The organism is Streptomyces sp. NPDC091292, assembly GCF_044757265.1.
GTDB lineage: Bacteria > Actinomycetota > Actinomycetes > Streptomycetales > Streptomycetaceae > Streptomyces.
Genome location: NZ_JBIVUQ010000024.1, coordinates 104,168 through 114,183, shown reverse-complemented (window position 1 = coordinate 114,183; position 10,016 = coordinate 104,168). Strand labels below are relative to the sequence as shown.

8 protein-coding genes are annotated in these 10,016 nt (G+C 69.9%); 6 read left to right on the top strand and 2 right to left on the bottom strand.

Annotated elements, in window-relative coordinates:
• The first annotated feature begins 151 nt into the window (after nt 1-151).
• Nucleotides 152-931, top strand: a complete 780-nt coding sequence (locus tag ACIQNU_RS38055) for an exodeoxyribonuclease III (protein ID WP_401375503.1) — start codon at nt 152-154, stop codon at nt 929-931.
• 30 nt (nt 932-961) lie between these two features.
• Here ACIQNU_RS38055 and ACIQNU_RS38050 read toward each other — a convergent pair whose 3' ends face one another.
• The gene (locus ACIQNU_RS38050; RefSeq protein WP_401375500.1) at nt 962-2,764 is read right to left on the bottom strand and encodes an SGNH/GDSL hydrolase family protein; all 1,803 of its coding nucleotides are present in this window, start codon (nt 2,762-2,764) and stop codon (nt 962-964) included.
• 256 nt (nt 2,765-3,020) lie between these two features.
• On the opposite strand from ACIQNU_RS38050, the gene ACIQNU_RS38045 reads away from it, so the two are divergent.
• From ACIQNU_RS38045 to ACIQNU_RS38025, 5 genes are all read left to right on the top strand, one after another.
• Nucleotides 3,021-3,479, top strand: coding sequence for a DUF6278 family protein (locus tag ACIQNU_RS38045; protein WP_401375497.1), 459 nt, complete (start codon nt 3,021-3,023; stop codon nt 3,477-3,479).
• Between the two features lie 136 nt (nt 3,480-3,615).
• Nucleotides 3,616-4,359, top strand: a complete 744-nt coding sequence (locus ACIQNU_RS38040) for an amino acid ABC transporter ATP-binding protein (protein WP_401375494.1) — start codon at nt 3,616-3,618, stop codon at nt 4,357-4,359.
• Between the two features lie 106 nt (nt 4,360-4,465).
• Complete coding sequence (locus ACIQNU_RS38035) at nt 4,466-5,353, top strand: glutamate ABC transporter substrate-binding protein (protein ID WP_401375514.1); 888 nt, start codon at nt 4,466-4,468, stop codon at nt 5,351-5,353.
• An 11-nt stretch (nt 5,354-5,364) separates the two neighbouring features.
• Nucleotides 5,365-6,009, top strand: a complete 645-nt coding sequence (locus ACIQNU_RS38030; protein WP_401375491.1) for an amino acid ABC transporter permease — start codon at nt 5,365-5,367, stop codon at nt 6,007-6,009.
• Entirely contained in the window at nt 6,006-6,932 is a 927-nt protein-coding gene (locus ACIQNU_RS38025) for an amino acid ABC transporter permease (RefSeq protein WP_401375488.1), read from the top strand. The genes ACIQNU_RS38030 and ACIQNU_RS38025 overlap by 4 nt, the downstream gene beginning before the upstream one ends.
• 220 nt (nt 6,933-7,152) lie before the next feature.
• On the opposite strand, the gene ACIQNU_RS38020 is transcribed toward ACIQNU_RS38025, so the two are convergent.
• A complete protein-coding gene (locus tag ACIQNU_RS38020) occupies nt 7,153-9,717 on the bottom strand; it encodes an ATP-dependent Clp protease ATP-binding subunit (RefSeq protein ID WP_401375485.1) in 2,565 nt (854 codons plus the stop codon).
• Nucleotides 9,718-10,016: the final 299 nt, after the last annotated feature.

The window sequence follows — 10,016 nt, the reverse complement described above, 5'->3', positions numbered from 1 at the left end:
GCCAGGGCGCCGCCCTGACTCCCTCCTCCGCCTTGCGATGCACGGCACCAGACCCCGCTCCCTGATCCGGCCTGATCCAAACGAAAGACCCTAGCCTCCCCCAACCCGGGGGCCGGGCCCGTTGTCGTACCCGCCGGGTAGGTTGTGAGGCATGCGCATCGCGACCTGGAACGTGAACTCGATCACCGCGCGCCTCCCGAGGCTCCTCGCCTGGCTGGAGAGCAGCGGCACCGACGTGCTGTGCGTGCAGGAGGCCAAGACGACCGAGGAGCAGTTCCCGGCCGCCGAACTGCGCGAGCTGGGATACGAGTCGGCGGTGCACGCGACCGGCCGGTGGAACGGCGTGGCGGTGATCTCCCGCATCGGCCTGGAGGACGTCGTCAAGGGCCTGCCGGGCGACCCGGGGTACGACGGCGTGCGGGAACCCCGCGCGGTCTCGGCGACCTGCGGCCCGGTCCGCGTCTGGTCGGTGTACGTGCCCAACGGCCGCGAGGTCGAGCACGCGCACTACGCCTACAAACTCCAGTGGTTCGAGGCCCTGCGTGCGGCGGTCGCTGACGACGCGGCGGGCGGCAGGCCGTTCGCGGTGATGGGCGATTACAACGTGGCGCCGACCGACGACGACGTCTGGGACATCAGCCTCTTCGAGGGCGCCACCCACGTCACCCCGGCCGAGCGTGCGGCGCTCGCGTCCCTGCGCGACGCGGGCCTGTCCGATGTGGTGCCGCGCCCGCTGAAGTACGACCACCCCTTCACCTACTGGGACTACCGCCAACTCGGCTTCCCGAAGAACCGCGGCATGCGCATCGACCTCGTCTACGGCAACGAGGCGTTCGCGAAGGCCGTCTCCGACGCGTACGTGGACCGTGAGGAGCGCAAGGGCAAGGGCGCGTCGGACCACGCGCCGGTGGTGGTCGACCTGGACGTGTGAGACGGCCGTGATCCACCGGGCGACTGCGGCTCACGGCCTGAGCAGCCGCAGGTCCACCGAGTCGGCGAGCGCAGCGAGCCCCGTGTCGCCCGGATGCAGATGGTCCCCGCTGTCAAAGGCGGGCAGGATCCGCGACGGCTGCGCGGGGTCGCGCAGCACCCGGTCGAAGTCGAGCACGGCGTCGAAGTCGCCCCCGCTGTCCCGGAGATACGCGTTGATCGCGGTGCGCCGCGCGTCGGCGTCCGGGGTGCAGAGGCTTTCGCCCGCGCAGGGCGCGATCGTCGCCGAGAGCACCCGCAGCCCGCGCGCGTGCGCCCGCGCGGCGATCTCCCGCAGCCCGGCGATCACGTCATCGGCGGACGTGCCCCAGCGGACGTCGTTGACCCCCTGGAAGACGACGACGGTACGGGCCGACGGCTGCGCGAACACATCGCGGTCGAGGCGGTGCAGGGCGCTCACCCCGCCAGAGTCCGTGGAGACACCGTCGCCGGGATACCGGTCGGCGACCACCCGGTTCGCCGAGATGCCCTGGTTGAGCACGCCGTAACGGGGCACCTCGCGCTGGTTCAGGAGCCGCGTGGCCAGCACGTTCGGCCAGCGGCGGTTCGCGCTCTGCGTCGACCGGGCGCCGTCCGTGATCGAGTCACCGAGCAGCACCACGGACCCCGGTCCGCCGCTCACATCGATCCCGGCGAGCAGCGGCCACGTCGTGAGGGTCGAGGGGTACGCGTCCCCGCCCGCGTCGGCCGTGTGGTCGCCGGGCCCGCTCACGTACGACACCTGCACCGCCTCCCGGTGCAGGGGCGCCGCCGTCACCGTGCCCGGCAGATGGAAGCTCACCAGCAGATTGCTGTCCGGCTCCACCGTGAAGGCCAGCGGGTCGCTGAACACCTGGGCGCCCGCCGGGGCTTCGGCGCCGCTCGCACCGCCGAACGTCAGCCGGACGGGGGTGTTCCGCGCAGCCGCGCCCGCCCCCTGCACGGCGACCGTGGCGCTCCCGATCCGTACCGGCGCCGACGCGAACGTGTTGTCGAAGCGGATCCGCACCCGGGAACCGCCCACGGAGGTGTGCGCGACGAGTCGTAGCGTCCGGTCGGTCCAGGGCCCCACCGTCGCGTAGGTCGCCGTCGGCGCCGCCCAGGTGCCGGTCCAGCCGGTCGTCGCCGTACGCACCGCCAGTGCGAACACATGCAGATCCGGGCCCGTGTCGCGCGGCAGCACCACCGACTCGACCTCGCGGCCCCGGACCAGGGGCACCGTCACGGCGTACAGCTTCGCCCGCTCGGCGAGTTGACCGTCCGGGGTGTTGACATGCGGGAGCGCGACGGCCTTGGTGGCAAGAGTGCCGAGCCGCCAGTCGGGCGCCGTCAGCCGGTACGTGCCCCGGGAACCGTCGCGGTAGCGGACGGTGCCCTCGCCGCCGGCCGGGGTGCCCCCGGTGCCCGCCACCAGGAAGGCGAGCGCGTCGCCGCGCCCCCGCAGCCGGACGGACTGGCCGTCGGCGTGCACGTTGTCCGGCTCGCCCGGGGCGCGCCGGGGCCAGGTGAGCCGGGCGCCCTCGACGGTGAGCGAGCGGCCGGGGGTCCATCCCGCGGCGGCCAGGTCGCCCGCCGAGAGGGAGGCGCCGGAGCCGTCGAAGTCGGCGTCACCGGGGCGGTCGTCGTCGCTGACGGCGCGGTTGTCGAAGAGGCGGTCGAGGGGGGCCGGGTTCGGACCGTGGGCCGGTGGGCGGGTTGCTGTCGCCGCTGTCGCCGCGGCGGCCGGTGCGGGTGCCGCGAGCGCCGCGACCAGGGTGACCAACGCCGCCGCCGAACCCCACAAGTGCCGGCGCATGACCGACTCCTCCCGCTCGGTCATGGCCCTTTCGCCCCACTCGGTGACGAACCGGCCACGGACAGGTGACCTCACACGTGGTGCAAGAAGCTAGAGAGTCAACAGGTACGCGTCAACGCGTGACGCGCGAACTCCGGGCGAACTTCCTTGCGAACCACTTTGCGAACTTCCTTGCGAACTTCGTTGTGAACTTCGACCCATGGCGGTGTCCGCGCGCCTGTGGTGCGACAGCCGGTACGAATGTCACGCTGGGCTTATGAACATCCCCTTCCTGGACTTCCTGGACTTCCTGGACAAATGGCGAAAGCGGCAGTCTCCCGACGGCGGTGACGGACTCGTGGCCGTGTTCGAGAACGACCAGGAAGCTGTGAGTGAACTGTTCTCGGAGTGCGAGCTGCTGCGCTCCCAGGCGGGGGCGATGGGGCTCGAACTCGACGACACCGCTGGGTCGTTGCACGCGCTCGACCAACTTCTGCCGCGCTGGCGCGACGACCCCGAACTGCTGCCCTGGCTGGGCAACGACGCGGGTCTGTACCTCGGTTCGGTCATCGTCCGTACCGTTCCCGCGGCCGTCTGGCATGTATGGCCGGGCGGTCACCCGGTGGTGCGGCTCGCCTCCGGGCGTGAGATCCAAGTCGTGGAGGCGGGCCTCGACTGGGCGGTCAACGGCGCCCCCGAACTGTTCCAGGTCTACGCCGAGGCCGCCGAAGCCTGACGCGGCCATTTCGTACGCCAAGTAACTCAAATGCGGCAAATACGGTTAATGCCCATACGTGCGTGTCGTCTGTTAAGTCCCATATTGCGGTGGATAGTTTGCCCGGACCAACCACCGACAGTGGGCAGGGCAGGGCATGGCCGTCGATCCGTTGATCGAACTGCACGACGTGAACAAGTACTACGGGACGTTGCATGTCCTCCAGGACATCAACCTCACCGTCGGCAAGGGGGAGGTGGTCGTCGTCATCGGCCCGTCGGGGTCGGGGAAATCAACACTGTGCAGGACGATCAACAGGCTTGAGACGATCCAGTCCGGTTCCATCCGTCTTGACGGTCAACCCCTGCCCGAAGAGGGCAAGGCCCTGGCGAAGCTGCGTGCCGAGGTCGGCATGGTGTTCCAGTCGTTCAACCTGTTCGCCCACAAGACCGTTCTGCAGAACGTCTCCCTCGCGCAGACCAAGGTCCGCGGACGCAAGAAGGACGAGGCCGACCGGCGCTCGCGCCAACTCCTCGACCGCGTCGGCCTCGCCGACCAGGCGGCGAAGTTCCCCTCCCAGCTCTCCGGCGGCCAGCAGCAGCGCGTTGCCATCGCCCGCGCCCTGGCCATGGACCCGAAGGCCCTCCTGTTCGACGAGCCGACCTCGGCACTCGACCCGGAGATGATCAACGAAGTCCTCGAAGTCATGCAGCAGCTCGCCCGCGAGGGCATGACCATGGTCGTCGTCACCCACGAGATGGGCTTCGCGCGCTCCGCCGCCAACCGCGTCGTCTTCATGTCCGACGGCCGCATCGTCGAGGACCGCACCCCGGAGGCCTTCTTCACCAACCCGGAGAGCGAGCGCGCCAAGGACTTCCTCTCCAAGATCCTCAAGCACTGACGGGGGTGACACGGTGACACGTCTCGTGAGACGCCACAGCCACAGAGGACGCCACAGCCACGGCGGACGCCACCGCGCTCCGCGCACGCTCCGCGCGCTCGCCCTTCTGCTGCTCGCCGCCCTCACCGCCCTCGCCGCGGCGGCCTGCGGAAAGGAGGGCAGCCCGCCGACCAAGGGACCCGCGGCCGGGAAGCTGCCCCACTACGCGGTCGACCAGGGCTTCCAGCTCCCGGACTCCAGCACCTGGAAACGGGCGAAGTCCCGCGGCTACTTCACGGTGGGAGCCAAGGAGGACCAGCCGTACCTGGGCGAGAAGGACCCGGCGACCGGCACCTACTCGGGCTTCGACATCGAGATCGCGAAGATGATGTCCGCGTCCCTGGGCCTCGACCCCGGCACCATCCGCTTCAGGACCATCGCGTCGGCCAACCGCGAAACCGCCCTCCAGAACGGCCAGATCGACTACTACGTCGGCACCTACACCATCAACGACAACCGCAAGAAGCTTGTCGGCTTCGCCGGCCCGTACTACATGGCCGGGCAGGGCCTGCTGGTGCGGACCGACGAACACGACATCAACGGACCGCAGGATCTCGACGGCAAACGCGTCTGCTCCGCCGCCGGTTCGACCCCGTACCAGCGGATCCAGCAGGACTATCCCAAGGCGACGCTCGTCGCGTACGACACGTACTCGGTGTGTGTGGACAACCTGTTGACGTACCAGGTTGATGCAGTGACCACCGACGACGCCATCTTGATCGGCTATGCGGCCAAGGCGCCCAAGGAGCTGAAGGTGGTCGGCAAACCCTTCTCGAAGGAGCCCTACGGCATCGGCGTACCCAAAGGCGACAACGCGCTGCGCTTCGCCCTCGACGACGCGCTCGCCGCCCGCGAGAAGAACGGCGACTGGACGAAGGCGTACGACGCGACACTCGGCCTGTCCGGGGTCCCCGCGCCCCAGCCACCCGCCATCGACCGCTACCCGGCGAGCTGAGCGAGGCCCCCTTGAACGTATTGACCAGCAACTTCTCCACCTTCGCCCAGGGCTTCCTCGGCACCGTCGAACTCACCGTCTTCGCCTCGATCCTGGCGCTCGTCCTCGGCTTCCTCATCGCGTCGTTCCGCGTGTCGCCCGTACGGTCCCTGCGGGCGGTCGGCACGGTCTGGGTCACCGTCCTGCGCAACACCCCGCTCACCCTGCTGTTCTTCGCGGTGCTGCTCGGCCTGCCCCGCTTCGGACTGGTGCTGCCCTTCAAGGTGTTCGCGATCCTCGCCCTCGGCTGCTACACCTCCGCCTTCATCTGCGAGGCACTGCGCTCCGGCATCAACACCGTGCCCCGTGGTCAGGGTGAGGCGGCCCGCAGTCTCGGGATGACGTTCGGGCAGACGCTGTCCGTGGTCGTCCTGCCGCAGGCGTTCCGGTCCGTGATCCCGCCCGTCGGCTCCACGCTCATCGCCCTGGCGAAGAACTCCGCCATCGCCGGAGCGTTCAGCGTCAACGAACTGCTCGGCACCTACAAGACGTTGAGCGAGCTGGGCTACAACATCATCTGGACGTTCGTCTGGATCGCCGTCGGCTATCTCATCATCACCCTCGCCATCAGCGCCCTGTTCAACGTGCTGGAACGCCGCTGGGGAGTCGCCCGATGACCGCCACCACCACACCCGCGGCCTCCGCGGGAGCCACCCCGTCCACCCCCGAGTCCACCGCCCTCTACGACGTCCCGGGCCCCCGCACCCGGCAGCGGCACCGCATCTACGGCGTCATCTGTACGGTGTTGATCCTCGCCTTGATCGGGTGGATCATCTATCTACTCTTCGACACCGACCAGTTCACATACACCAAGTGGATGCCGTTCGAGTACAAGGGCATCCAGGAACTGCTGTTGCGCGGGCTCGGCAACACGCTCAAGGCGTTCGGCATCGCCGCGGTGCTCTCGCTCGCGCTCGGCGGCATCCTCGCCACCGGCCGGCTCTCCGACCACCGGTTCGTGCGCTGGCTGTCGACACTGGTCGTCGAGTTCTTCCGCGCCATGCCCGTCCTGGTGATGATCTTCTTCATCTTCGTGGCGCTGAAGGTGCAGCCTCTGCCCGCGCTCGTCGCCGGGCTCACCCTCTACAACGGCTCGGTCCTCGCCGAGGTCTTCCGCTCCGGCGTGAACGCGGTCGAACGCGGCCAGCACGAGGCGGCGTTCGCCCTCGGCATGCGCAAGACGCAGGTCATGACGTTCGTCCTCGTACCGCAGGCCGTACGCGCGATGCTGCCCGCCATCATCAGTCAGCTCGTGGTGGCGCTCAAGGACACCTCGCTCGGCTATCTGATCACCTATGAGGAGTTCCTCCACGCGGGCAAGCTGATCGCGTCGAACCTCGACTACGATTTGCCGTTCATCCCCGTGGTGATGGTGATCTCACCGATCTACATCGGGATGTGCATGCTGCTCTCCTGGTTCGCCCACTGGGTGGCCCGGCGCGAGCGGCGCAATCCCAAGACGGAGGCCGCGGGCGTCGCCGCGGCCGAACCAGGGACGCTGCTGCCAGGTGGGGCTCCCCCCACACCCCCCAGGCTCTAGGCCGTGTCAGGCAGGGCCTAGGGGGAGCAGCAGCTCGCAGGGCCAGGCCCGCCCGGCGGCAGCAGCCGGAGATCACTGCTCACGCGGTGGCACCGACCCGTAGCGGGGGTCGGCCGCCGGTGAGCAGAAGGTCAGCTGCGCGCCGGACGGGTTGCTCGCGAGCCACGAGAAGGGAAACCGCAACCGCCGCGGCGGGAGGCGTACGGGGCGTGGGCGCGGGCTACTTCGGCAGCTCGGTGGTCTCCTCGGCGGGGGCGCCGCCGCCCGCGTCCCGCTCCGGCGGGGACCCCTTGCGCACCGCACACACCAGGGCGTCCTTCTGGACGTCCGCGATGATCGTGTCGCCCGGGTCCGCCTCGCCGCCGAGGAGCAGCGCCGCCAGCCGGTTGTCCAGCTCCGCCTGGATCGTGCGGCGCAGCGGACGGGCCCCGAACTCCGGCTGCGTACCGTGCGCGACCAGCAGCTTCTTCGCCGCGTCGGTGACCTCCAGACGCAGCCCCTGCGCATGGACCCGGCGCTTGCTGCGCTCCAGGAGCAGATCGAGGATGCGCGTGAGGTCGTCGTCGCCGAGGCCGTGGAACACGATGATCTCGTCGATACGGTTCAGGAACTCCGGCAGGAAACGCTCCCGGAGATCGTCCATCAGCGCGTCCTTGAGCGACTGGCTCAGCGCGCCGCTCCCGGCCTCCACCTCGCCCTGGTGCGCGAGGATGCGCTGCGCCCCGATGTTGCTCGTCATGATGACGACGGTGTGCCGGAAGTCGACCGTACGGCCGCGCGAATCCGTCAGCCGGCCGTCGTCCAGGACCTGGAGCAGCGTGTTGAAGACATCCCGGTGCGCCTTCTCGATCTCGTCGAACAGCAGCACACTGTACGGCTGCCTGCGCACCTTCTCGGTGAGCTGGCCCGCGTCCTCGTGGCCGACGTATCCGGGCGGGGCGCCCACCAGGCGGGAGACCGTGTGCCGCTCCTGGAACTCGCTCATGTCGAAGCGGGCCATCCGGTTCTCGTCGCCGAAGAGGAGCGCGGCCAGCGCCTTGGCCAGCTCCGTCTTGCCGACACCCGTCGGGCCGAGGAACAGGAACGAGCCAACCGGGCGGTCCGGGTCGCCCATGCCCGCGCGGTTGCGCCGTACCGCCTCGGAGACCGCCGTCACCGCCTCGTCCTGGCCGACGACCCGCTCGTGCAGCGCGTCCTCCAGCTTCAGCAGCTTCTCCTTCTCGCTCTGCGTCAGCTGCGACACCGGGATGCCGGTACGGCGGGACAGCACGTCGGCGATGTCGTCGACGGTGACCTTCATGACGCCCTCGCGGCGCTCCGCCACGCCCGCCAGCTCGTCCTCGACCTCGGCGATGCGCTCTTTGATGTCCGACGCCCGTTCGAAATCCTCCGCCGCGATGGCCTGGTCCTTCTCGCGCTGGAGCCTGGCGATCCGGTCCTCGCGCTCGACGGCCTCCGTGGACCGGCCCAGGGACTTCAGCCGGACCCGGGCGCCCGCCGTGTCCATGAGGTCGATCGCCTTGTCCGGCAGGAACCGGTCCGAGATGTACCGGTCGGACAGTTCGGCGGCGGCCACCAGGGCGTCGTCGGTGAAGCGGACCTGGTGGTGGGCCTCGTACGAGTCGCGCAGGCCCTCCAGGATCTGGACCGTCTCCTCGACGGTCGGCTCCGGCACCATCACCGGCTGGAAACGGCGCTCCAGGGCGGCGTCCTTCTCCACGTACCTGCGGTACTCGTCGATCGTCGTGGCCCCGACGACATGCAGCTCACCGCGGGCCAGGGCCGGCTTCAGGATGTTGCCGGCGTCCATCGCGCCCTCGCCGCCGGAGCCCGCGCCGACCACCGTGTGCAGCTCGTCGATGAACAGGATCGTCGACTCGGACGCCGCCCTGACCTCGTCGATCACGTTCTTCAGGCGCTCCTCGAACTCACCGCGGTACTTCGAGCCCGCCACCAGGCCCGACAGGTCGAGGGCGACCACCCGGCGGTCCTTGAGACTGCCCGGCACCTCACCCGCGACGATGCGCTGCGCGAGGCCCTCCACGATCGCCGTCTTGCCGACGCCCGGCTCGCCGATGAGCACCGGATTGTTCTTGGACCGGCGTGACAGGACCTCGACGGTCTGTTCGATCTCGGAGGCGCGGCCCACCACCGGGTCGAGGCGGCCCGCCTTCGCCTCGGCCGTCAGATCGCGGCCGTACTGGTCCAGGGTCGGTGTGTCGCTCTGCTGCGGGGGCGCCTCGGACCTGCGCGGCGCCGCGTCCGCGGCCCGGCGCAGCCGTGCGGCGTCCGGTACGTGGTGGGCGAGCACCTGGGCGGCGCCCGAGTCACGGTCGTCCAGGAGGGCGCCCAGGATGTGCTCGGGGCCGATGTACGAGGCGCCCGCGGCCTGGGAACGGGCGTGGGCGCCGATCAGGACGCGTTTCGCGGCCGGGGTGAGTCCCGGCTCCGACGAGGCACTGGCGCTCTCGCCCGGCAGCACCTCCTCGATCTCCTTCGCGAGGCTGTCCGGGTTCGCACCCGCGTCGGCGAGCAGCGCCCGGCCCGGGGCGACCTGGGTCGCCGCCCACAGCAGGTGCTCCGTGTCGAGGTCGGGGCTGCCGTCCTTCTCGGCGCGCGCCGACGCGGCGACAAGCAGCTCACGGGCCGAATCGCTCAGCAATCGGCCGATCGGGACCCGCTGCACAGCGGGTGGCGCGGACGCCGGGGACATGCCGAAGAAGCGGTTGAGCAACTCGGAAAAGGGGTCCTGCCCGCCGAGGGATCCGAACGATGAGAGCGACATCAGGGCTCCGGGTGCGGTGTTTGGGTGGGTATGTCCACGAAAACACCGTGTGGTGGGCCCTGCAAATCGCCTGGCGGCGGGCTGAGCGGTGTCGTCGGTGCGGGATCGCCTTTCCGCGGTCGTGGGCTGCGCCCGGCTTCTCCTCTCGCCGGAGGGGGATATTCCGCTGTCGCGGGGGTCGGCGGTGACCGCTGGTGAGGTTGTGGGGGGTGTTCGCTGTCGCGGTGGGGAGTGGATGGTGGGGGTTTGGGGAGGGGGGTGACTGACGGTGGGGTTGTTTGGGGTGTTCGCTGTCGTGG

Excerpts from the sequence above, each read along its gene's own strand:
- ACIQNU_RS38055 (WP_401375503.1), top strand. The coding sequence starts at position 152 with ATGCGCATCGCGACCTGGAACGTGAACTCGATCACCGCGCGCCTCCCG.
- ACIQNU_RS38050 (WP_401375500.1), bottom strand. The coding sequence starts at position 2,764 with ATGCGCCGGCACTTGTGGGGTTCGGCGGCGGCGTTGGTCACCCTGGTC.
- ACIQNU_RS38045 (WP_401375497.1), top strand. The coding sequence starts at position 3,021 with ATGAACATCCCCTTCCTGGACTTCCTGGACTTCCTGGACAAATGGCGA.
- ACIQNU_RS38040 (WP_401375494.1), top strand. The coding sequence starts at position 3,616 with ATGGCCGTCGATCCGTTGATCGAACTGCACGACGTGAACAAGTACTAC.
- ACIQNU_RS38025 (WP_401375488.1), top strand. The coding sequence starts at position 6,006 with ATGACCGCCACCACCACACCCGCGGCCTCCGCGGGAGCCACCCCGTCC.
- ACIQNU_RS38020 (WP_401375485.1), bottom strand. The coding sequence starts at position 9,717 with ATGTCGCTCTCATCGTTCGGATCCCTCGGCGGGCAGGACCCCTTTTCC.